Source organism: Pseudoduganella lurida (assembly GCF_007830455.1).
Taxonomy (GTDB): domain Bacteria; phylum Pseudomonadota; class Gammaproteobacteria; order Burkholderiales; family Burkholderiaceae_D; genus Rugamonas; species Rugamonas lurida.
Genome location: NZ_VLLB01000002.1, coordinates 14,782 through 36,488 on the forward strand (window position 1 = coordinate 14,782; position 21,707 = coordinate 36,488).

The 21,707-nt window shown below is 68.6% G+C and carries 18 protein-coding genes; 7 read left to right on the top strand and 11 right to left on the bottom strand.

The genetic code is table 11. The features are described from left to right. Positions 1–48: 48 nt before the first annotated feature. On the top strand, positions 49–1,077 hold the full coding sequence (locus IP91_RS06895) for an alpha/beta hydrolase (RefSeq protein ID WP_199754526.1): 1,029 nt from the start codon (positions 49–51) through the stop codon (positions 1,075–1,077). Between the two features lie 83 nt (positions 1,078–1,160). Here the strand turns inward: IP91_RS06895 and IP91_RS06900 are convergent, their stop codons facing one another. After that, positions 1,161–2,390 (bottom strand): DNA topoisomerase IB, encoded by a 1,230-nt coding sequence (locus IP91_RS06900; protein ID WP_145648077.1) that lies wholly within the window; start codon positions 2,388–2,390, stop codon positions 1,161–1,163. A gap of 213 nt (positions 2,391–2,603) precedes the next feature. Here IP91_RS06900 and IP91_RS06905 point away from each other — a divergent pair, with 213 nt between their 5' ends. Next, a complete protein-coding gene (locus tag IP91_RS06905) occupies positions 2,604–3,350 on the top strand; it encodes a DUF481 domain-containing protein (protein WP_145648078.1) in 747 nt (248 codons plus the stop codon). A 145-nt stretch (positions 3,351–3,495) separates the two neighbouring features. Here IP91_RS06905 and IP91_RS06910 read toward each other — a convergent pair whose 3' ends face one another. Genes IP91_RS06910 through IP91_RS06925 form a run of 4 tightly spaced genes read right to left on the bottom strand, consistent with a single transcriptional unit; the run spans position 3,496 to position 7,670 of the window. Continuing rightward, positions 3,496–3,798 (bottom strand): hypothetical protein, encoded by a 303-nt coding sequence (locus tag IP91_RS06910; protein ID WP_145648079.1) that lies wholly within the window; start codon positions 3,796–3,798, stop codon positions 3,496–3,498. A gap of 10 nt (positions 3,799–3,808) precedes the next feature. Next, positions 3,809–6,325, bottom strand: a complete 2,517-nt coding sequence (locus IP91_RS06915; RefSeq protein ID WP_145648080.1) for a cbb3-type cytochrome c oxidase subunit I — start codon at positions 6,323–6,325, stop codon at positions 3,809–3,811. Then, a complete protein-coding gene (gene coxB, locus IP91_RS06920; RefSeq protein ID WP_145648081.1) occupies positions 6,322–7,278 on the bottom strand; it encodes a cytochrome c oxidase subunit II in 957 nt (318 codons plus the stop codon). The genes IP91_RS06915 and coxB overlap by 4 nt, the downstream gene beginning before the upstream one ends. Beyond that, complete coding sequence (locus IP91_RS06925) at positions 7,275–7,670, bottom strand: c-type cytochrome (RefSeq protein WP_229474031.1); 396 nt, start codon at positions 7,668–7,670, stop codon at positions 7,275–7,277. Before IP91_RS06925 ends, coxB begins: the two co-directional genes overlap by 4 nt. Before the next feature lie 183 nt (positions 7,671–7,853). Here IP91_RS06925 and IP91_RS06930 point away from each other — a divergent pair, with 183 nt between their 5' ends. After that, on the top strand, positions 7,854–8,717 hold the full coding sequence (locus tag IP91_RS06930) for a c-type cytochrome (protein ID WP_145648082.1): 864 nt from the start codon (positions 7,854–7,856) through the stop codon (positions 8,715–8,717). Positions 8,718–8,837: 120 nt separating this feature from the next. Here the strand turns inward: IP91_RS06930 and msbA are convergent, their stop codons facing one another. Beyond that, a complete protein-coding gene (msbA, locus tag IP91_RS06935; protein WP_145648083.1) occupies positions 8,838–10,655 on the bottom strand; it encodes a lipid A export permease/ATP-binding protein MsbA in 1,818 nt (605 codons plus the stop codon). Between the two features lie 385 nt (positions 10,656–11,040). Between msbA and IP91_RS06940 the strand changes: the two genes are divergently transcribed. The 4 genes from IP91_RS06940 (at position 11,041) to IP91_RS06955 (ending at position 16,458) form a co-directional block, all read left to right on the top strand. Next, positions 11,041–12,123 carry a choice-of-anchor J family PEP-CTERM protein gene (locus IP91_RS06940; protein ID WP_158643102.1) on the top strand — a complete coding sequence of 361 codons (1,083 nt, stop codon included), beginning with the start codon at positions 11,041–11,043 and terminating at the stop codon, positions 12,121–12,123. Positions 12,124–12,145: 22 nt separating this feature from the next. After that, positions 12,146–13,600: a PA domain-containing protein gene (locus IP91_RS06945; protein ID WP_229474033.1), complete on the top strand. Its 1,455-nt coding sequence runs from the start codon at positions 12,146–12,148 to the stop codon at positions 13,598–13,600. 214 nt (positions 13,601–13,814) lie between these two features. Beyond that, positions 13,815–14,651: a universal stress protein gene (locus IP91_RS06950; protein WP_145648085.1), complete on the top strand. Its 837-nt coding sequence runs from the start codon at positions 13,815–13,817 to the stop codon at positions 14,649–14,651. A 16-nt stretch (positions 14,652–14,667) separates the two neighbouring features. Then, entirely contained in the window at positions 14,668–16,458 is a 1,791-nt protein-coding gene (locus IP91_RS06955) for a PHA/PHB synthase family protein (protein ID WP_145648086.1), read from the top strand. Positions 16,459–16,534: 76 nt separating this feature from the next. On the opposite strand, the gene IP91_RS06960 is transcribed toward IP91_RS06955, so the two are convergent. From IP91_RS06960 to IP91_RS06980, 5 genes are all read right to left on the bottom strand, one after another. After that, positions 16,535–16,984 (bottom strand): carboxypeptidase regulatory-like domain-containing protein, encoded by a 450-nt coding sequence (locus tag IP91_RS06960; RefSeq protein ID WP_145648087.1) that lies wholly within the window; start codon positions 16,982–16,984, stop codon positions 16,535–16,537. 164 nt (positions 16,985–17,148) lie between these two features. Further along, positions 17,149–18,249, bottom strand: a complete 1,101-nt coding sequence (locus tag IP91_RS06965; protein WP_199754527.1) for an amidohydrolase family protein — start codon at positions 18,247–18,249, stop codon at positions 17,149–17,151. Continuing rightward, positions 18,246–19,214 carry an N-acetylglucosamine kinase gene (locus tag IP91_RS06970; RefSeq protein WP_229474036.1) on the bottom strand — a complete coding sequence of 323 codons (969 nt, stop codon included), beginning with the start codon at positions 19,212–19,214 and terminating at the stop codon, positions 18,246–18,248. Before IP91_RS06970 ends, IP91_RS06965 begins: the two co-directional genes overlap by 4 nt. Beyond that, positions 19,211–20,374 carry an SIS domain-containing protein gene (locus IP91_RS06975; RefSeq protein ID WP_145648088.1) on the bottom strand — a complete coding sequence of 388 codons (1,164 nt, stop codon included), beginning with the start codon at positions 20,372–20,374 and terminating at the stop codon, positions 19,211–19,213. The genes IP91_RS06970 and IP91_RS06975 overlap by 4 nt, the downstream gene beginning before the upstream one ends. Beyond that, complete coding sequence (locus IP91_RS06980) at positions 20,371–21,663, bottom strand: D-tagatose-bisphosphate aldolase, class II, non-catalytic subunit (protein ID WP_145648089.1); 1,293 nt, start codon at positions 21,661–21,663, stop codon at positions 20,371–20,373. Before IP91_RS06980 ends, IP91_RS06975 begins: the two co-directional genes overlap by 4 nt. Between the last annotated feature and the right edge of the window lie 44 nt (positions 21,664–21,707).

Genomic DNA, 21,707 nt, shown 5'->3' on the forward strand with positions numbered 1-21,707 from the left:
ACGCGACCGTATCTCCGATCATGGGGCCACATCAATCAAGGAGTGACAATGAAATTCAATACCATTTCGCTGGCCATCGCCGGCATGATCGCCACCACCACCGCCTTCGCCCTGGACAGCAAGGAGCCGCCGAAGGCCGAGCCGAAGATGCAGAAGGTGCTCGATGCGCTGGCGTCGCTGGGCGGGAAGCCGATCGAAACCCTGACTCCCGAAGAAGCCCGCAAGCAGCCGACCGCCACCGATGCGACGATGAAGGTCATGAAGGACGAAGGCAAGGCGCCGCCGAAGGATGGCGTGACGATGAAGCAGATGAGCATCGACGGCCCGGCCGGCAAGATCCCCCTGTACGTCTACACGCCGCCGGGCAGCGGTCCGTTCCCGGTCGTGGTGTACTTCCACGGCGGCGGCTTCGTGATCGCCGATACGAAGACGTACGAATCGTCGGTCAAGGCCATTGCCGCCGGATCGAAGGCCGTCGTGGTCTCCGTCGAATACCACCAGGCGCCCGAGCACAAGTTCCCGGCCGCGCCGAACGATGCCTTCGCCGCCTACCAGTGGGTGCTGGGCCATGCCAAGGAGATCAACGGTGATGCCAGCCGCGTGGCCGTCGCGGGCGAAAGCGCCGGCGGCAACCTGGCCACCGTCGTGTCGCTGATGGCGCGCGACAAGCAGGTGAAACTGCCGGTGCACCAGCTGCTGATCTATCCGGTCGTGGGCGACGACATGAACACCCCTTCGTACCAGCGCAACGCCAACGCCAAGCCGCTGAACAAGCCGATGATGCAGTGGTTCTTCAAGCACTACGGCGCCGATCCGAAGAGCCCTTACGCACTGCCGGGCAAGGCCGCATCGCTGAAGGGCCTGCCGCCGGCCACCGTGATCACGGCCGAGATCGATCCGCTGAACAGCGAAGGCGCGATGTATGCCGAGCGCCTGAAGAAGGACGGCGTGAAGGTGGACTATCGCCAGTTCGATGGCGTGACCCACGAGTTCTTCGGCATGGGCGCCGTGGTGCCGAAGGCGATGGATGCCCAGAACTTCGCCAACGAAGGCCTGAAGAAGGCGTTCGCCAAGTAAGCGTTCTGCCAGCGCCGCCCGGGGCGCTGCGCACGACAGAACGGCGCTGCATGCAGCGCCGTTTTGCATGGCACATCGGAAGGTCAGGCTGCGGTGGTGCGTGCGGTGCCACGCGTCCTCGGCTTCTTTGCCGCCGCGCTTTTTTGTGCGCTCTTATCTGCGCTTTTCACCGCACTTGTTTCCGATCCGGGCGCCAGTTTCGCCGCCCTTTTCCGCGTGGCGCCCTGCTTCGGCTTGATCTCCTGCGCGGCCTGCCGCAGCCGCTGCTGCAGCAGTGCCAGCACGGCCGCCTCTTCCGGCTGCAGCGTATGGAGCTCCTTGCTGAATTCCGCCTCGGCGCGCGCGCGCAGGGCCGCCAGCTCGGTGCCGTCCAGATAGGCCTCCAGGATCACCGGGTGCACATAGCACTTGCGGCAGACCGATGGCGTGTTGCCCAGCTTTTTCGAGACCGATTCGATGGCGCGCACGATGTTCTTCTTGGCCTGCGTCTCCGAATCGAACTTCTCGAACTCCTGCAGCGCCAGCGCGGCCAGCACGGTGCCCGACCAGGTGCGGAAGTCCTTCGCCGTGTAGTCCTCGCCCGTGATGGTGCGCAGGTACTCGTTGACATCGGAGGAATCGATGGCGTGCGTGGTGCCGTCGCCGTCGACATACTGGAACAGTTCCTGGCCCGGCAGGTCGCGCATGCGGTCGATGATGCGCGCCAGGCGGCGGTCGGCCACCTTCACGTCGTGGAACACGCCGCTCTTGCCGCGGAAGCGGAACTCCACTTCCTTGCCGTCGACGTGCACGTGCCGGTTGCGCAGCGTGGTGAGCCCGAAGGACTTGTTCTCGCGCGCGTATTCCTCGTTCCCGATGCGCATCATGGTCGCTTCCAGCAGGTGCACGACGGTGGCCAGCACCTTCTCGCGCGGCAGCCCGGGCAGCGACAGCGCCGCGTCGACGGCGTGGCGAATGCCCGGCAGCGCCTGCCCGAACGCGATCATGCGCTCGTACTTCACTTCGTCGCGCACGCTGCGCCATGTCGGGTGGTAGCGGTACTGCTTGCGGCCGCGCGCATCGCGGCCGGTGGCCTGCAGGTGGCCGGCCGGCTGGGCGCAGATCCACACATCCGTCCAGGCCGGCGGGATGACGAGCGACTTGATGCGCGCCAGCGTGGCCTCGTCGGCGACCTTCGCGCCGTCCGCACCGAGGTAGCGGAACGCGCCGGGCTCGCCGGCACGCGTGATGCCGGGCTTCGCATCGCTCACATAACGCAGCCCCGCGGCGCGGGCCGCGGCCGGCGGATCGGTCACCAGTTCGTCGGGTTTCATCGGATCTCCTCGTAATATGCCCAGTGTGGCAGCGGGGTCCGTTGCGCTCCGTTCGCCATCCAACATGCGGCCGCAACAGGGCACCGCACCGGTGCGATACCGATGCGATACCGATGGGATAGCGGTGCGCCGTGCGGGCGCCGCCGGGTCCGCTGGGGTACAATGTCGCCTCTACTGTTTTCACACGGCGTACTCCGCCCCAACAGTCAGCCTATGAACTCCAAGCATCTACTCATCACCGCGCTCGCCCTCGGGCATGGCGCCGCGTTCGCCGCCGACACCTTCGAAGAACGCACCTGGAACACCTCCGCCGAGCTGGGCGCGATCAGCACCAGCGGCAATACCACCGGCACCTCCATCACTGGCAAGATCGATGCCCGGCAGGAGCTGGAGGACTGGAGCAACCAGTACATCCTCAGCGGCTTCTTCAAGGAAGACCAGACGCACGACGACGACGGCCAGAAGGCCTACGTGCGCTCGGCGGAACGCTTTGCGCTGTCCGCCAAGGCCGCGTACAAGCTGATGAACGAAGGCTCGCGCCTGTACTTCCTGGGCTCGCACGTGAACGACCGCTTCGGCGCCTACACGCGCTATTCGTCCGTATCGATCGGTCACGGCCGGCAGCTGTACCGCACCCCCACCAAGCTGGTCGAGGTGGAAGTCGGCCCCGGCTACTTCTCCGGCACCCGTTCCACGGGCGAGGAAGAAGACGGCATGACGGTGCGCGGCGCCGCCAACGTGCGCTGGCAGATCAGCCCGTCGGCGTCGTTCTCGCAGTCGGTGGCCGTGGAACGGGGCACGTCGAACGTGCACTCGACGGCCGAGACGGCACTGTCCACCAAGATCAACGGCACCATGCAGATGAAGGCCGCGTTCAGCGCCCGCAGCGACTCCAACGTCCCCGAGGACAAGAAGAACACGGATACCCAGACCTCCGTGACGCTGGTGTATTCCTTCTAGCCCTCTAATGTCCAGCTCGTGTCATGGTGCCAGGCACCGTGACACGAACGCGGCAGTAATGGCGTCCGGCCGTATCGGGGTGTCTGGAAGAAGTGCGACCCCGCATGGCTGCGCCCTTGCCGCGGCAAGGTACTCCAGTAGCTCTTCAGCAGTGTTCCAGCAAGACCAGCGGCAACGCGCCCCAGCCGATGCCGATGACGGCCAGCAGCGCGCTGGCGCCTTCGGCCAGCGGCAGCATCCCTTCGCTGGCCGTTCCCTCGCGGCGGCAGGCCCGCCACAGCAGCCAGAGGGCGGCAGCCAGCGCCAGCACGGTCGCGATACCCAGCACCAGCCACGTCCCCCTGCCGCACTGCGCGGCCGAATACAGGTAGCAGAAGAAGAAGTGCGCCGCCCACAGCACCAGCGGCGCCGTGCCGCGCCACAGTTTCACGAAGAAGCCGTCACCCATCGTCCTCTCCTTACGCCATCAGCCGCGGCCACACGTGCACGGCAGCGGCGATGATGGCGCCCTGCAGCACCGTGTAGTACCAGATCAGCGCGGCGTTATCGAGCGAGCCGCGGCTGTGCGGCGTCAGGTGGCGGCACAGCGAGCGGGCGATTACCCAGCCGGCGGCGGCCGTGCACAGCAGCAGGTGCATGCCCTGGTAGGCCAGCATCGTCGCCACTGCCGCGCCCCAGGCGTTGCGCACCGGGTTCAGGCCGCCGGCGATCTGCCCCGTCAGCTCCAGCGCGAAGCCGCCGATGCCGAGCGCGATGGCCAGCGCGAGGGCCCAGCGCAGCACGCCCTGCCCGCCTTCCAGCGGACGGCGCCGCGCCAGCGCGACCAGGCCCGCGCTGGCCAGCAGCAGCCCCGTCGCCAGCACCGGCCGCCATGGATCGGGCAGCCGCATGCCGGGCGGCGGACAGATCTCCATCCGCATCGACACGTGCACATAGGCGTACAGGAACGACAGGAAGATGCCCAGGTCGACGATCAGCATGATCACGGTGGCCCACCATGAGTGGCTGGCCGTGCCGCTGGCACCGACCGGCAGCGTGACGTCGTCCGCCACCCTGGCGATGCGCAGCGGCTGCGGGCGGTCCGACTCCCACAGCCACATCAGCAGCGTGACGATGGCCACGGCGCCGCACAGCCAGGCCGACACCGTGAACTTCGCCGTCGACAGCAGGAAGAAGCCGGCGGTGCCGGCGGCGCAGACGAAGGGCAGCCAGCTGTCCGTCGGTAGCACCAGCAGGTAGCGCGGCTTCGCATCGACGGGCGTGGTGACGATCGTCTCGCGCTTGCCCGTCGCCGTGTTGGGCAACCAGTGCGCGCCCTCTTCCACCTCGCGCGCCAGCGCCGGGTGGTCCCACAGCGGATCGTTCGATTCCACCTGCGGGATGCTGCGCACGCCGTAGCAGTCGTTCGGCAGCCATTCCAGCGTGCCCGCGTTCCACGGATTCCCGGGCTCCTTTTCAGGCCGCAGCAGCGACCGGATCATCCCGTGGAAGAACAGCAGCACGCCGGCGGCGAACACGAACGAGCCCACCGTCGAGAGCATGTTGAGCAGTTCCCAGCCCAGGCCCGACGGATACGTGTAGACGCGCCGCGGCATGCCCAGCAGCCCGGTGAGATGCATCGGGAAGAACGCCAGGTTGAAGCCGCCGAACATCAGCCCGAACGACCAGGTGGCGCAGCGCGTGTCGATGACATGCCCCTTCACCAGCGGCAGCCAGTAGCACAGCGCCGCGAACATGGGGAACACCATCCCGCCGATCAGCACGTAGTGGAAGTGCGCGACGATGAAATAACTGTCGTGCACCTGCCAGTCGAACGGCACCACGGCCACCATCACGCCCGTCAGCCCGCCCAGCACGAAGATGAACAGGAAGCCGAGCAGGAACAGCGCCGGCGGCGTGAGCCGCATGCGGCCTTTCCACATCGTGCCCAGCCAGGCGAACAGCTGGATCGCCGTCGGCACGGCCACCGCCATGCTGGCCGCCGACGTGAAGCCCGCTTCCAGCGTGCCGATGCCCGCCGTGAACATGTGGTGGGCCCACAGCCCGAAGCTGAAGAAGCCCACGCCCACCACGGCGACGATGACGGCGCGCCGCCCCACCAGCCCCGTGCCGGCGATCGTGGGAATCATCGTCGACACCATGCCGGCCGCCGGCAGGAAGATGATGTACACCTCCGGATGGCCGAAGAACCAGAACAGGTGCTGCCACAGGATCGGGTCGCCACCCCGCTCGGCGATGAAGAACGGCCAGTCGAACGCCCGCTCCAGTTCGAGGAGCGCGGTGCCCGCGATCACGGCGGGGAAGGCAAACACGATCATCACGCCGACGACCAGCATCGCCCACGCGTACACCGGCATGCGCGACAGCGTCATGCCGGGCGCGCGGGTGAACAGGATGCCGACGATCAGCTCGATCGCGCCGGCGATCGCCGAGATCTCGATGAAGCCGATGCCCAGCAGCCAGAAGTCGGCGTTCAGGCCCGGCGAATACGCCTTGCCCGTCAACGGGGGATACATGAACCAGCCGCCATCCGGCGCCAGGCCCACGAACAGCGTGCAGAAGAAACCGAGACCGCCCAGCGCATAGGCCCAGAACGCGTAGGCCGACAGCCGCGGGAACGGCAGGTCGCGCGCGCCCAGCATGTTGGGCAGCAGGTAGACGGCGATCGCCTCCACGACGGGGATCGCGAACAGGAACATCATCACGGTGCCGTGCATCGTGAACACCTGGTTGTAGGTGGCGGCGGACAGCAGCGTGTTGTCCGGCACGGCCAGCTGGGCGCGGATCATCAGCCCCAGCACGCCGGCCAGCAGGAAGAACAGCAGCGACGTGCCGATGTACAGCAGGCCGACCGTCGTGTTGTTCACGGCCGAGAACACGCGCCAGCCGGTGGGCGTGCGCCAGACGTCCTCGAGCTGCTTCAGCTCCTCGGGCGGGCGTGGTGTCGTGCTGGGGAGTCTGTGCATGGCGGTCATTTCAGCGACGCCAGCCAGTCGGCCATCGCGCGCAGGTCGGCGCCGGCGAGGCCGGTGGCGGCGGGCATGCGCACCCCGGGCTTGACGGCCTGCGGATCGGCGATCCAGCCGGCCAGCGTGCCCTGGTGGGTGGGCATGGTGCCGGCAGCCAGGTACAGGCGGCTGCCGACGTGGGTGAGGTCCGGCCCGCCGCTGCCGCCTTCGGCCACGCCGCGCACGGTGTGGCAGGCCTGGCAGCGGCGCTCCAGGAAGGCCTGCCGGCCGCGCAGCAGCTGCGGGGATGCCGGTTCGGGTGCGGGCTGCGCCTGCGCCGTCAACCACGTGTCGAATTCGGCGGGCGGCTGCGCCACCACGTGCAGCGCCATCTTCGCATGCTGCTGGCCGCAGAATTCGGCGCACTGGCCGCGCCAGATGCCGGGCCGTTCTGCGCGGATGTTCAGGCCATGCACGCGGCCCGGCACCATGTCCACCTTGCCGGCCAGCGCGGGCACCCAGAAGGAGTGGATGACGTCGCTCGTCGTCAGGCCCAGGTAGACGGCGCGGCCGGCCGGAATGCGGATCTCGTTGGCCAGCACGATGTCGCGGCCGGTCGCCGGGTCCGTGTAGCGCACCTCCCACCACCACATCTTGGCGGTCACGGCGATGCGCAGCGCATCCTGCGATGAAGGCTGTGTGAGCCGCGACGTGCTGACGAGGCTCCACAGCAGCAGCGCCGTCAGCACCACCAGCGGGAACACCAGCCCGCCGCCGATGATCCACACGCGGTTGCGCACCGGCTTGCGGGCACGCAGTGCGCGGAACACCAGCCACATGACGGCAACCAGGATGACGGTCGCGCCCACCGTCATCACCCAGCCCAGCTGGTGGATGACGGCGGCATCCGGACCGGCCGGAGATAGAGCGGACTGCAGGACCGACTGCAGGGCGGGCGGCGGCAACGCTTCTGCCGTCATCGCAGGGTGTACAGGTAGGCCGCCATGTGGCGCGCATCTTCCGGCGAGACGCCCAGGTTCGGCATCAGCGTGCCCGGCTTGACGGCCGGCGGATCGACGATCCAGCGCACCAGCGGATCGGGGTAGTTCGGCAGGCGGCCGGCGACATAGCTCTGGATGCCGAAATGCTCGAGCGGCGGTCCCGCCGTGCTGCGCGCCGCCTCGACACCGGGGATCGTGTGGCACGCGCCGCACTGGAACTGCACCAGCAGCTGCTTGCCGCGCGCGACATCGCCGCCGGCCACGCGCTGCACGGGCGGTTCATCCTTGCCGCAGCCGGCCAGCATCAGGGTGGAAATGAGGAGCAGCGCGCAGCAGGCCGCATGCACCGGACGTTGTTCTGTAGCGCGCACGCACTCTTCCTGCAGGAACCGGGGGAATCCATATAATACAAGAAACAATATGATCCTTTTTTCAACGGTGCGCGCGGCCGGCTGCGGCATCATGGCGCATCGCCACGACATGGCATGGCCACGCATGAACCACGATTCACGACCCTGACTTCACGCCCCTGACTTCACACCCCTGACTGCTGCATGACTTCCAACCGCTTCCGCCTCATCGCCAAGACCGCCGCCGCCACCACCTGCGTGCTGGGCGCCGGCGCCGCCCTGGTGGGCTACACCGTGATGGAGGCCGGCTGGTACAACGTGGCCGCCACCCGCACCCATTTCCAGTTCGTCCACACGCTGCTCGAGAAGGGCCTGAAGGAATCGGTGCGGTTCCACGCGCGCGACATCCCCGACCCGCCGTCCCTGCCGGCCGCCCGGGCCGACGCGCAGGTCCGCATCGGCGCGCGCCTGTATGGCCAGCACTGCCAGCAGTGCCACGGCGGCCCCGGCGTGGCGCCCGATCCGATCGGCCGCAGCACGCAGCCCGTACCCGGCCCGCTGGTGGATGCGGCGCGGCGCTGGCGGCCGGCGGAGCTGTACTGGATCACGCGCCACGGCATCAAGATGGCCGGCATGCCGGCCTGGGAATTTCATTTGACAGACCAGGAACTGTGGTCGCTGACCGCCTTCCTGGGGCGCATGCCGACCCTGACCGCGGCCGACTACAAGGCGCAGGTGGCGAATGTGGAGGAAGGCCTGACGCCGGCGCCCGCCCTGCCGCCCGCGCCCCAGCCGGATCTCGAACGGGGCCGCACGGCGCTCGCCCAGTACGCCTGCCACGCCTGCCACAAGATCCCCGGCGTGACGGGGCCGGACACCTCGGTCGGCCCGCCGCTGAAGGGACTCGGCCAGCGCAAGTATGTCGCCGGCATGCTGCCGAACACGCCGGACAACCTGGTGCACTGGATCCGCCAGCCGCAGGACATCGACCCGCAGTCGACGATGCCGAACCTGGGCGTGTCGGAACGGGATGCGCGCGACATGGCGGCTTACCTGATGACGAAGTGATGCAACCAGTGTCCTGCTGCCTGTGTGCCAGCGTTCCCGTGCCGGGCACCGAGACGCGCTGCTTCCGCGTCTGAATGTCCCGGTGCCTGGCACCAGGACATTGGCCGGTCCTGCTGGCGCTTACGTCGCCTGCTTCTGCGTCTGGTAGAGCCGCGAATACATGCCGCCCTGCGCCAGCAGGGCCTCGTGCGTGCCGCTTTCGGCGATGCGGCCACCCTGCATGACGACGATGCGGTCGGCGTTCTCGATGGTGGACAGCCGGTGCGCGATGACGACCGTGGTGCGGCCCTCCATCAGCCGCTCCAGCGCCGCCTGCACCAGGCGCTCCGATTCCGTGTCCAGCGCGCTGGTGGCCTCGTCCAGCACGAGGATCGGCGCGTCCTTGTACAGCGCGCGGGCGATGGCCAGGCGCTGGCGCTGGCCGCCGGACAGCCGCAGGCCGTTCTCGCCCACCTGCGTGGCATAGCCCTGCGGCTGGCGCACGATGAATTCGTGGGCATGCGCGGCATGGGCGGCTGCTTCGATGCGCGCCTGGTCCGGTGCCGGGTCGCCGTAGGCGATGTTGGCGGCCAGCGTGTCATTGAACAGCACCACGTCCTGGCTGACGAGCGCGATCTGGGCGCGCAGGTCCGCCAGGCGGTAGTCGCGCACGTCGACGCCATCGAGCAGGATGCGCCCGCCCGTCACGTCGTAGAAGCGCGGCAGCAGGCTGGCCAGCGTGGTCTTGCCGCTGCCCGAACCGCCCACCAGCGCCACCGTTTCGCCGGCGCGGATGTCCAGCGACACGCCGGCCAGCGCCGGTGCGGCATCGGCCTGCACGCCGTAGGTGAAGGCCACGGCATCGAGCTCGATGCGGCCTTGCGCGCGCGCCAGCGGCTGCTTCCCGGCGTCGTCCTCGACGGGCGCATCGATCAGGCCGAACACGGATTTCGCCGCGGCCAGGCCCCGCTGCAGCGGCTCGTTGATCTTGGTGAGGTTCTTGATCGGCGACTGCATCGCCAGCAGCGCGCCCATGAAGGAGACGAAGTCGCCGGCCGACAGCTCGTTGGCCTGGGCGCGCAGCAGTGCGAAGTAGATCACCGCGGACAGCGTGGCGCCCACCAGCATCATGATGATCCCGGAATTCATCGCGGCCGTGGCGGCCTGCTTGACGGCCAGCTGGCGGTTCAGCTTGACCACCGCGCCGAAGCGCTCCTCCTCGTACGCCTGGCCGCCGAAGATCTTCACCACGCGCTGGCCGCTGATGCTCTCGTCCAGCACGCGCGTCAGCTCGCCCATCGCGTGCTGCGCGCTTTCCGACAACCGGCGCATGCGCCGGCCGGCAAAGGTGACCACGGCCGCCACCAGCGGCAGGAGGCTGAGGCAGAACACGGCCAGTTGCCAGTCGTAGGCAAACATCGACACCAGATAGCCCACGGTGGCGACCGAATCGCGCACCGCCACGTTGACGACATTCAGGCCGGCCTGCGAGACCTGGTTGGCATCGTAGGTGACGCGCGACAGCGTGGTGCCTGTCGAGGAGACGTCGAAGAAGCCGTTCGGCAGCCGCAGGATGCGCGCGAACATCCTGCCGCGCAGATCGGCCTGCACGCGGTTGCTCAGCCACGCCGAGCCGTAGTCGCCGGAAAAGCTGCTGACCATGCGCAGGATGGCCAGGGCCATGATGATGGCGGGCACTGTCCACAGTGCCGCCTGCGCCGCATTCACCGGCACGAGGCGGTTGATCCAGCCCTGCACGGTTGCCAGCACGCCGCTGCTGGCCACCCCGCCGTGGGCGATGCCCCCCGGGCTGAGCGAATCGACGACATTCTTCAGCTGGCTGATCAGCAGCACGTCCGTCAGCGACGCCACGGCGACTGCGCACAACGTGACGAGCAGCACGCCGTTATAAGGGGTGAATTGCCGCATCAGGCGGAAGTACAGTTGGCGGTTCGTCACGTCTCGGCCGGTCAGGATAAAGGCAGCATTGTACCCGCCTTCAATAGCGTACCGGCAACTCGCATTCCTTCCCGCGCTTCCATTCGGGACAAGGGAACGACAAATAAAGTGTTAAATCCGCCTTACCTTCCATTAATCGAAAAGTTTGTCAATATCGAAATGGCGCGCGGACAGCGCCGTACTTCGCAGCACCCCGCAAACCCGCATGGATACTGGGCTTTCACGTAGGAAACGAGTGTTGGGTTGTGTTTTCGATACGGATCAGCAAAACATTACAAATTGTAAGGGAGGCATGATCATCTCGGCAATTATTGGTCTTATACTCATCTTGCAATATGCAAAAATTTTTTGCGTCCTCTTCCACATTGTCAACGAAAGTGAATCAATGAAAACCTTCCTCACTCTCTTTGCATCCGCGGTGCTGACACTATCGGCCACCGCCCATGCGGCCACCCCGCCGACCTCCCTGACCGAAGGGTTCGACAGCGGTACGTCACTGACGGGCTGGGTGCTGAGCGGCAGCATCGGTGCCGCTTCCTGGGTGCCGGGCGATGCAGTAGTGTTCGATGCGCAGGCCGGCGCTGCCGGTTCCTACATCGGTAGCTCGTTTGCCGTTGGCCAGGCCACCGGCGGCGATTTCGACAGCTGGCTGCTGACGCCGGAAGTCACCCTCGGCGGCACCACCGTGCTGACGTTCTACACGCGCAATGCGCCGGACTACGGCAGCGCAGACACGCTGCAAGTGCTGTTCGGTACCGGGACCGCTGCGTCCGGCTACACGAACACGCTGCTGACCATCGGCGCGGGCGACTACACGGACGGCTGGACGAAGTACACGGCGCAGGTCAGCGGCACGAACACCGGCCGCTTCGCATTCCACTACTCCGGCAACTACGACACGGCAGGTTTCATCGGCATCGACAGCGTGAGCGTATCCGCCGTGCCGGAACCGTCCACCTGGATGATGCTGGGCCTGGGCCTGGCCGGCGTGGGCTTCATGGCGCGCCGCAGCCGCCGCGCGGCCGCCGGCGCCGGCCTGGCCCTCGCCGCGCTGGGCATGTCGGGCAGCGCCATGGCCGGCGACGAGCAGCCCGCCGCAAGGAATATGGACAAGGGCCTGGTCGTGGTGCGCGATGCCGAGACGGGCCAGCTGCGCGCGCCGACCGCGGAGGAATACCGCGCCCTCGTGCCGAAGGCCGCATCGGCCGCCAATGCGCGCATGGCGCGAGGCGTGGCCGCGCCGGCACCACAGGTGACGATCACCAAATCCGGCGTGCGCAAGGTCAGCGTGGCCGACAAGGCCGTGTACTCGGTCGTGACGCGCGCCGCCGACGGCTCGCTCGACGAAGCCTGCGTGACCGGCCAGGCTGCCGCGGACAAGGCCGTCAGCCAGGCAGCAGGACAGAACGCCGTCAACACCGCGCAGACCGCGCAAGCCACCGAGGGCCGCCGCTATGACGCCCAATAATTTTTTCAAGGTCGATCACGCCATGAAGCGCACTTCCTTCCACCGTCCAATGCAGAACCTGAAGCAGATCGTTGCCGCCGTCGCCGTCGCCGTCGGTTCGCTGGCTGCCGCGGGCAGCGCCCAGGCCGCTGCCCAGATCGTCATCATCAATGCCAACGCGCCGGGCGTGGGCTTCAACGAAACCACGCCCGCCACGCCGGTCGGCGGCAACAACGGCACCACGCTGGGCCAGCAGCGCCTGATCGCGTTCACCTATGCCGCCAACCTGTGGGGCGCCAAGCTGGACAGCTCGGTGCCGATCACCATCCAGGCCAGCTTCGAGCCGCTCAGCTGCACCGCCAGCAGCGCCACGCTCGGTTCGGCCGGCGCACTGGAAGTGTTCTCCGACTTCCCGAACGCGCCGAAAGCGGACACCTGGTATCCGGCCGCACTGGCCAACAAGCTGTCCGGCGTCGACCAGAGCCCCACCGTGGCCGACATCCGCGCCCGCTTCAATTCGCGCCTGGGCCTGTTCCCTGACTGCCTGCCCACCTCGGGCTTCTACCTGGGCCTGGACGGCCAGCATGGCGCCGCCACGGACTTCGTCACGGTGCTGCTGCACGAGATGGGCCACGGCCTGGGCTTCCAGAGCTTCACCGACGAGGAAACCGGCGAATACTTCGCAGGCACCCCGGCCGTGTGGGACCACTTCATGACGGACAACCGCACCAACACGAAGTGGATCGACCTGAGCGAAGAAGCGCGCGTCGCCAACGCCGTGAGCGGCAACGGCCTGTCGTGGGACGGCCCGAACGTCAATGCCGCCGTGCCGGGCGTGCTGGGTGCCGCGGGCGTGGTGGCGATCAGCGGCTCGTCCGCCGGCAATGCCGCCGGCCGCAAGGCTTTCGGCGAAGCGAGCTTCGGCCCGCGCATCACCGACAACAACGTCTCCGGCGACATCTTCCCGGTGGTCGACCAGGCCAATGGTACCGGCCTGGCCTGCACGACGCTGAACGCCACCAACGCCAAGGCGGTCAAGGGCCACGTGGCACTCGTCGACCGCGGCACCTGCAACTTCGCGCTGAAGGCGGCCAATGTGCAGGCGGCCGGCGCGATCGCGATGATCGTGGCCGACAACGCGCCGGGCGACCCGGCCGGCATGAGCGGCGACGATCCGACCATCACGATTCCTTCCGTGCGCATCTCGCAGGCGGACGGCATCGCCGTGAAGGCGCGCCTGGCCTACCGCACCCGTACCGCGTCGAACGTGGTTGCCACGCTGTTCGGCGACGCGTCGCAGCTGGCCGGTGCGGACAGCCAGAAGCGCATCCTGATGTTCACGCCGACCACGTTCCAGCCCGGTTCGTCCGTCTCGCACTACACGACCGCCGCGTCGCCGAACCAGCTGATGGAACCGTCCATCAACGGCGACCTGACGCATGAAGTGGTGCCGCCGAAGGACCTGACCTTGCCGCTGCTGAAGGATATCGGCTGGTAATCGAGTGCTGCACCGCAGTCTCAAAGGCCGGGCTTGCCCGGCCTTTTTCATTGCCGCTTCCTTGACCGGCCTCATCCGCACACGCCGGCAATTCCTCCATCGTTTGACGCACCTCAAAGACGAAAGCCGCCAGCCGCTGGCATCCCTCCTACACTGACTGCGCAAGGGCCGCAGGCCGCGGCCCGCCACCGCCCGTCCGCGCAGAGGAGCCACCATGTACAAGACCATCGTCGTGCATGTCGACGACAGCCCGCAACTGGCGCCGCGCCTGGCCGTGGCCGCCCGCCTCGCCACGCTGCACGACGGCCACCTGGTGGGCAGCGCCGTCACCGGCATCAGCCGGCGCGACTACCTGCTGCTGGACACGTCGCCGATGATGGCCCTGCCCGATCCCGATTTCGAACGGCTGCGCGAGCGCGCCAGCGACCAGTTGCGCGCGTTCACCACGCAGATGGAGCGGCAGGGTGTCGTGTCGTGGGAGGGGCGCATCGTCGAGGACGATGCGGAACGCGCACTGCTGCTGGAATCGCGCTATGCCGACCTGCTGGTGCTGAGCCGCGGCAGCCCGGCCCGTTCGCGCCTGCGCCTGGCCACCGACCTGCCGGAATACGTGGCGCTGCACTGCAGCCGCCCGGTGCTGGTGGTGCCGGACGACCACCCCACCGACTGCGTGGGCAATACCATCGTGGTCGGCTGGAATGCCAGCATGGAAGCGACGCGGGCGATCGCCGGCGCACTGCCACTGCTCAAGGGTGCCGGTTCCGTGCTGCTGGCGCTGGTCAATCCGGAAGAGATGAGCGAGCGGCATGGCGAGCAGCCCGGCGCCGACCTGGCCACCTACCTGGCGCGCCATGGCGTGCGGGTGGAGGTGGTGCGCGAACGCAGCGATGCCGGCGCCGGCCCGGCGCTGCTGGGTCTTGCGCAGGATGCCGGGGCCGACCTGGTGGTGGCCGGCGCCTATGGGCACAGCCGCTACCGCGAATGGATCGCCGGCGGCGTCACGCGCGCGCTGCTCGAGCGGATGACGGTGCCCCTGCTGATGGCGCACTGATGCCGCCGGACCGGCCATGACGAGGGTGCCGCTGAGAGCGCAGTGCGCATACCAGCCGGAAGGCAGCGCATGGCAGGGCGGCACGCTGCACGACGACCCGGAGCGCGGCACGGACAACGCGGCGGCCGACCTGCTGCTGAACGCGCTGCTCGCGCGCATCACGGGTTCCCTCTCGCCCGCCGCGCTCGGCACCGCCTGGTTCGACTGGGCCAGCCATCTGCTGCTGGCACCGTCGAAGGTGGCGGAATTGTGGCTGCATGGCGGCGCCGGTGCCGCGCGCTGGCTGCAGTATGCGGCGCACACCGCCCTGGCAGGCGCAGGGGCGGCGGCGCCCCTGATCGAACCGCTGGCACAGGACCGCCGCTTCAACGATCCGGCCTGGCGGCAGTGGCCGTGGACCGTGCTGTCGCAGGGCTTCCTGCTGCAGCAGCAATGGTGGCACCGCGCCACGACGGGCGTGCGCGGCGTCTCGCGCCACCACAGCGAAGTCGTCACCTTCCTCGCGCGCCAGCTGCTGGACTGCGCGGCGCCCTCGAACTTCCTGTCCACCAACCCGGTCGTGCAGGCGGCCACGCTGCGCAGCGGCGGCGGCAACCTGCTGGCCGGCAGCGCCCGCGCCGCGACGGACTGGACCCGCGCGCTGGCCGGCAAGCCGGCCGATACCGGTTACCTGCCGGGCCGCGACGTGGCCGTCACGCCGGGCCGGGTCGTGCTGCGCAACGGCCTGATCGAACTGCTGCGCTACGATCCCGTCACGCCGGTGGTGCATGCGGCCCCGCTGCTGATCGTGCCGGCCTGGATCATGAAGTACTACATCCTCGACCTGTCGCCGCACAATTCGCTGGTGCGCTACCTGGTCGCGCGCGGTCACACGGTGTTCATGGTCTCGTGGAAGAACCCAGGGGCGGACGACCGCGCGCTCGGCATGGACGACTACCGGCAGCTCGGCGTGATGGCGGCCCTCGATGCGATCCGCGCCCAGACCGGTGCCGAACGCGTCAACGCCTGCGGCTACTGCCTGGGCGGCACGCTGCTGGCCATCGCCGCGGCCGCGATGGCGCGCGACGGCGACGACCGGCTGGCCGGCCTGACCCTGCTGGCGGCCCAGGTGGACTTCACGGAGCCGGGCGAGCTGTCGCTGTTCATCGACGAGAGCGCCGTCAGCTACCTGGAAGCGGCCATGTGGGCGCAGGGCTATCTCGACACGCGGCAGATGGCCGGCGCGTTCCAGCTGCTGCGCTCCAACGACCTGGTGTGGTCGCGCCGCCTGAAGCACTACCTGCTCGACCTGCCCGACCGCGATACCGACCTGATGGCGTGGAATGCCGACGCCACGCGGCTGCCCGCGCGCATGCATTCCGAGTACCTGCGCCGGCTGTTCCTGCAGAACGACCTGGCCAATGGCCGCTACCTGGTCGGCGGGCGGCCCGTCGCGCTGACGGACATCGAGGTGCCCGTGTTCGCCGTGGGCACGCTGACCGACCACGTGGCGCCGTGGCGCTCCGTCTACAAGCTGGTGCTGCTGGCCGATACGGACGTGACGTTCCTGCTGACCTCCGGCGGCCACAACGTGGGCGTGGTGGCGCCGCCGGACAGCGGCGCGCGCAGCTACCAGGTGGCCACGCATCGCGAAAACACGGCCTATATCGATGCCGAGCGCTGGCATGCCTGCGTACCCGTCGAAGGGGGATCGTGGTGGCCCGAGTGGGCAGCGTGGCTGGCGCAGCGGGCCGGGCCGCTGGTGCCGGTACCGGCGAGCGGACCATCTGCCGGCCCGGCGCCCGGCACCTATGTGCTGCAGCGCTGAGGGCGCAGCCGGTGGGCGGCGAGGAAAAGGGGCGAGGAAAAGGGGCGAGAAGATAACGGCGAGAAGAAAGCGGCGATCAGCGCACGGTGGCCTGGTCGGCGGGCTCGCCCCAGTAGAACAGCACGTCGCGCGCGGCGCCGTTGCGGCCGAGGGTCACGCTGCGGCTCTGCTCCTGGCCATCGAGCGTGGCCGATATCCAGTAGGTACCTGCAGGCAGTTTCACGTACACGTTCGGGCCGCTGTCGGCCAGCTGCATCATCGGCTTGCGCTTGCTGTCCGTGATGGCCAGCGCCACGCCGGCCTTCAGGTCGCCCGAGCCGCGCGTGGCAAACGTGAGGCGCAGGTTGAAGTCGGGCTTCATGGCGGCCAGCGCCGCGCGCTGGTCATCGCCCACGCCGCCGCTGGCATAGGTGACGGCGCCTGCACTGCCCGTGACCAGGCCATCTTCCTGTGCCCAGGCGCTGCCCATGCCCAGCTGCAGGCCGCAGGCCAGGGCGAAAGTGACCATCGTGCGGATCGGCTTCATGCATTTCTCCCGTTGAAACAGCCGCCACGGAAGGCCGCCGTCATGTGATCGGAACTTCATCGGATGCAAGCTTGCCATACTTGTCACCCGATGAGAACCTCTGCACGGGGGATTTTAAGACGCCGCTAAGACGGCGGCGCCTGGCGCCATGCCCAGTGGCTGGCTCAATGCCAGGCCTGCGGGAACTCGCGGCGCGCGTTCTTCGCGTAGATCTTGTCGACCACCGCGCGCGGCAGCGCCAGGCCCTGGAACGGCTTGGCCAGTTCCGGCGACGTGAGCTGGCGGTCCGACGTGAGGAACGCCCAGTCGCTCACCCACGCCTTGTGGGCATCGGCCGCGAAGTCCGCATCGGGCTGGCTGCCCGAGCTGGCCAGGTCGGTGCCGTACAGGATGCGGTCCTGGTAGCGGATCATGAAGTCGCGCACCTTGGTGCGGTTGGCGATCGCCTGGTGCTGCAGGTGGGCGATGCGGGCCGACAGGTCCACGCTCGCCTTCGGGAAGCGCTCCAGGAATTTGGCCAGCTCGTCCACGTCCCATTCCAGCGAGGCCAGGTGCACGCCCACGGCGCGCATCTTCGGATGCAGCTGCAGCAGGTGGTCGCGCGCGCCCAGCAGCTGCTCGTGCGACGGCCATTCCGTCTTGCCGTACATGTGGTACTGCGGGTGCTTGGTGAAGTATTCGCGGTCGCTGGCCGTCGTCATCTTCTCGACCGGCAGCCAGCAGTTCAGGGGCTCGGCCTGGTGGATCAGCACCAGCGTGCCCTTCCCTTCCAGGTGATCGAACACGGGTTTCAGGCGCGGGTCGTCGATCAGCACGGCCTTGCCGGCATGGTCGCGCAGGTGCATGCCCAGGTTCTTCCACACCTTGACACCCACTGCGCCGGCGGCCAGCGTGCGGTCCAGTTGCGCATTGGTGGCCTTGGCCCAGCCAGGGGTTTCGAACTTGTCGGTCGCAAACGTGGTGGCAAACGCCACGTCATGCGGATAGCGCTTGTGCAGGTCCAGCGCCACGCGCTCCTGCTCCGGCAGCGCCGGGAAGTCGGGGTAGTCGACGTTGATCGTCAGGATGCGCACATTGTCCTGCTGCGCGCGCTGCATGAACAGCGGCAGCGCGCCGTGCAGGTGCATGTGGGCGTCGATCTTTTCCACTTTCGCGAAGTCGGCATCCGTGTACGTGTCGGCAGGTGCCGCGGACGCGCCAGCGCACAGCAGCGCGGTGGCAAAGGAGACGGTAAACGAGACAGCAAGGCGGGTCATGACGGTCATGGGGTATCTCCGTGGGATTGCAGCCGCGCCAGCGCGGCCTCGTTGAGCGGGGTGCCGGCCAGGCGGGCGGCATGCAGGGCGGCGCCGATGGCCGGTGCGAAGCGGGGCTGGACCAGCGTGTAGGCGCCGCGCGCGGCCAGTTCGCGCGTAAAGGGGGCGAGCACCAGCGAGTCGTCGCCGACCACGCCTCCGCTGTAGGAGACCGGCAGCGCCATGCCGGCCGGCGCGGCCAGCTGGCGGCCCACCGCGTGCACGATGTCGGCCAGTTCGGCGGCGGCCCGTTCGAAGATGGCCATCGCCTGCGTGTCGCCGCCCGATGCGGCCTGCCACACCAGGCGCGCCAGCTGGGCGACCTGGCTCCGTTCGCCGCCGCGGCGCGTATAGATTTCGCCGCACAGGTCGAGGTCCTGCGCGAGCTTCAGTTCGCCCCTGAACAGGTCGAGCAGCGGTCCCGGTTCGGCGCGGCCGTCGCTCATGCGCGAGAACAGCGTGAGGCCTTCGCGGGCGATCCAGTAGGCCGAGCCCTCGTCGCTGAACAGTTCGCCCCAGCCGCCGGCGCGCGCCGCGCGGCCCTGGTACTCGCCGTACGCGATCGAGCCGGTGCCGGCCACGATGCTGATGCCATCGCCGCCGGCCAGCGAACCGGCCCAGCCGCATACCATGTCGTTGCCGCAGGCGTAGCGCGGCAGCACGCCGGCCGGCAGCGCGTCCAGATCGGCCTGCAGGCTGCTGTCCTCGCCATACGCGGGCAGGCCGAAGAACGCCAGCCCCACGTCGTTCGGCGTCGCGCCGGCCGCGGCCAGCGTGGCCGCCACGCCCTCGCGCAGCAGTGCCGCGGTGGCCGGCATGCCCAGTTCCAGGTAATAGCTGCCGCCGCCTTCGTGACGGGCCCGCACCGTGCCGTCGTCATCGAGCAGTACATAGGCGGTCTTGGTGCCGCCGCCATCCACGCCCAGGTACATCATGCGCGGTCCTGCCAGCCGTAGATCGTGACGCCCGCCACCACGCGGTTGACGGTGCCGGAAGCGCTCGGCGTATCGGGCGTCACGCCGCGTTTCAGCGATGCGAACAGCGCGAACAGCTGGGCAAAGGCAATGTACGGGAAGGCCAGTTCGATGTCGGTTGCCGCTTCCATGCCGGCCAGCAGCACGTCGCCCGGCGCCGTGCCATCGGCCGTGGCGGACAACGCCAGCACGCGGCCGGCGCGGCCGTCGTTGCGCAGCTCGCGCAGCAGGTCCAGGTCGTAGCGGCGCGTGTGCGGGTCGTTCGACAGGAACAGCACCACCAGCGTGCGGGCATTGACGACGCTCTTCGGCCCGTGCCGGAAGCCCAGCGGCGTGTCGAAGCCGGAAACGATGCCGCCGTCCGTCAGTTCCAGCAGTTTCAGTGCCGCTTCGCGGGCCAGGCCGCCCAGCTCGTTGCTGCCCAGGTAGACGACGCGTTCGAAGTCCCCGTCCACCAGCGCGTTGACGAGCGGCGCCGCGCTGCCCAGCAGCGCTTGCGCGGCGGCCGCATACGAGGGGCCGGGCCGGATCGCGCCGAAGATCACGCCGGCCGACAGCAGCATCGACGTGAAGCTGGACGTCATCGCGAACGCGCGGTCATGCGTCTCGTCCGGCAGCAGCAGCGCGCAGGCGTTCGACTGGGACTGGCAGCGGCGATACAGCTCGCCATCCTTGTTGCAGGTGACGACCAGGTGGTGCACGCCCGGCACCGTCTGCTCGGCCAGGTCGAACGCGGCCACGCTTTCCGGGCTGCTGCCCGAGCGGCCGAACGACACCAGCAGCGTCGGCGCGTCGGGCCGTAGCCAGCGGTCCGGACCGGCCACCAGGTCGGTGGTCGGCACGGCTTCGGCGCGCAGCTTGCCGTGGCGGCGGATCGCTGGCACCAGGCACTCGCCGATGAACGCCGACGTGCCGGCGCCCGTGAACACGATGCGCAGTGCCGGGTCGGCCAGCAGCGGGCCGAGGAAGGTATCGAGGGCCGCGCTGCGTTCCTGCACCAGGGCCAGCACCTTCGTCCAGACGCCCGGCTGCTGGGCGATCTCGCGCGCCGTCCAGGTGGCGCCGCGCGCCTCGAATTCACCTGCGGGGAAACCGACATTGCTCGACTGCGTAACACTCATTGCACCACCTCCGCGCGCTGGTCCGCGCATGCCTGTTCATATTGCGCCAGCAGGGCCGAAACGCCGGCCTGCAGCAGTTGATTCGTGTCCGGCGCCAGCGCGCCCTCGCGCACCGCCGCGTACTGGCCCGGCAGGTATTGCGACAGCAAGGTCAGCGGCGGCGGGTTCTCGTCCAGGTTGGCCAGCATTTTCCGGCAGGCTTCCTGCACGGCCGGCTCCGGCCAGTAGTAGCGGATGCGGTCGGACAGGCTGTATTGCAGGTCGATGTGTTCGCGCGCCGGATCCGTGTAGTAGCCCTGCCAGTACTTCGGCTTGTCGCGCATCGCCTGCAGCATCACGCCTTTCAGGTCCGCGCTGCGTTCCGCGCCGAGCCACGCGCGTTCGATGTCGGCCAGCGCCCACAGCGTTTCGCGCAGCGCGAAGGTGGCGCCCGGGCCCACCTTCAGGATGGCGAAGTGGTCGCGCACCAGCGCGCGCAGGTTCGCCGGCGTCTGGTAATCCGTCGAGTGGGCCTCGTAGACCATCAGGCTTTCGTTCTCGATGTACTGCGACAGCGCCGTCGCCGCGGCGGGGCGGTAGTCGATCACCTTGTGGTGGTCGAACTCCACGCCGGGCTGCACGACCAGGCCGATGATGCGTGTCCACGCGTCGTCCAGGCCGGCGGCCAGGAAGGCCTGGCGGTGCGCCGCGATGGTGCCGGCGGCCGCGGCCGGTGGCGTGACCTGCAGTTCGTGCAGGTCTTCCTGCGCGCCGCCCGGCACCGGCACTTCGGTACCGATGATGTACAGCGGCGCCTCGCCGCCCACGCGCGCCCAGGTGCGTTCGGCCACGGCGCACAGGCGTGCCGCGCGCGCCGCCACGACGTCCTCGGCCAGCGGCACCGGATCGCCGCCGCACGCCATCGAGCAGTCCAGGTGGATCTTGCGGAAGCCGGCCGCCACGTACTGTTCGATCAGCACGTCGGCCTTGTCCATCGCCTGTGCGGCCGGTTCGCGCTGCCATGCGTTCGGGCCCAGGTGGTCGCCGCCCAGCAGCAGGTGCGCGGGCGGCAGGCCCACGCGCGCGGCGATGCCGCTCACGAAGGCGAAGAAGTCGGCCGGCGTCATGCCGGTGTAGCCGCCGTCCTGGTTGACCTGGTTCGACGTGGCCTCGATCAGCACCGGCGTGCCGGCCGCCTGGGCACGCCGCATCGCCGCTTCCAGCACCACCGGGTGGGCCGAGCAGACGGAATAGATGCCGACCGCCTCGCCCGCCTTGTGCCGGCGGATGATGTTCAGGAGTTCTTTCATGGGATTTCCGTGGTTGATCCAGTAAATGAGTCGTACATGCGTTC